Here is a 1,459-nt window from a genome sequence, read left to right as displayed (position 1 = left end):
CCGGCCGGGAACAGCGCCTCGACAACGTCCCAGGTAACCGAGAGCCCTTCCGCCACCTCGACGATCTGGCAGTCGATCCACACCTGCGGGGTCTGGGAAATTCCCCAGCCCGGTGTCAGGACCGGCTTGGCAGGTCCAGTCGGCACGGCGCCGCCCATGCCGATGGTGCTGGTGAAGATGACGGGCATGCCGGCGTCCATCGTCCCGCCGCGGCGGGACAGCTCGCGCATCACCCAGATGGCGGATACCCCGCTGTGGGCCAGGTTCTCGACGGATTCCGCCTGCAGCCGCGTGGCGCGATCCAGCCAGCCTTCCTCCGCCCGGGGACGGTGGGAAAGCAGCATCAGAGAGGTGAAGTCCCCCAGGATGTTGGTGATGTCCGGATGCACCTCCCGGCGATCGAACAGGGTGAGGTTGATGGTCAGATCCGGCCGGGCGCTCCAAGCCCCCAGCACCTCGGCGAAGGCGGTGGCAAGCACGGAGGAGGCGGTCAGCCCGTGGCTCCGGGCCCGCCGCAGCAGGGCTTGGTAGCGGTCCGGCGGCACCATCAGCCGCCGCCGCTCGAAATGGGGCTTCCCGACGGTGGAGGGATGCCGCGCCAGCGGAAGCTGCGGGCCGGGCGGAAGCTCGTCCACCCGCCGGGCCCAATAGGCACGATCAGCCTCCAGGGTGTCCGCCGGCGGCTTCACCTGGAGCACATAGTCGCGGAAGGAGATCCCGACCGGCCGCAGCGGGGCGTCCAGGTCGGCGTACAGCGTCTCGATCTCCGCACGCAGGATCATCGTGCTGAGGGCATCGATGAGAAGGCTGTCGAGGCTGACCCCCAGCCGCACATGGTCGCCGGAGCGCACGGCCCTCACGTCGAAGAGCGGCCAGCGGGAGGGATCGAGCACCTGCTCCGACATGGCCTCGCGCAGGTCCCGCAGGGCACGCTCCTCCCCGCCGGGTGCCGCGTCCACCACCAGGATGCGGAAGCGCGGCACCCGCTCCAGGATGCGCTGGCGGCCGTCGGCATCGAACACGCCGCGCAGCATCTCATGCCGCGCGATCAGGCGGTTCCACACCTCTTCCAGCCGCTCCAGGTCGAGGCCCGTTCCATCGAACTCGGTGTAGAAGTGACAGCTCACTCCGCCCAGGTCGAAATCGGTGCTCCGGCCCATCCAATAGGCGCGCTGCACCTCGGTCGGCGGGAACGGCTCGTGACGACGGGCGAGGTCCGGCACCGGCGCGGACGCCCCGCGCGCGGCGCCGAGGGATAGGCCATCGGCGAAGTCGCGCAACACGGGGCGGGCAAAAACGCGGCCGAGGTCGACCCCGTCGATGCCGATCTCCCGCAGCCGGGTGACGGCCCGCGTGGCGAGCAGGCTGTCGCCGCCGAGGGAGAGGAAGTTCTCGTCGCGACCGACGGCGTCGAGGCCGAGCAGAGCGCGCCAGACGGCGGCGATGGCGGCCTCCACCG

Annotated in this window: 1 protein-coding gene; it reads right to left on the bottom strand. The window is 70.7% G+C overall.

Annotated features, from left to right (window positions below; genetic code table 11):
* Positions 1-1,459: condensation domain-containing protein (locus HL658_RS36445; protein ID WP_246338327.1), on the bottom strand; the 1,459-nt coding region annotated here is incomplete at both ends.

Origin of the sequence: Azospirillum oleiclasticum (assembly GCF_013423485.1) — a bacterium.
Lineage (GTDB): Bacteria > Pseudomonadota > Alphaproteobacteria > Azospirillales > Azospirillaceae > Azospirillum > Azospirillum oleiclasticum.
This window is presented reverse-complemented; position numbering and strand designations above follow the sequence as displayed.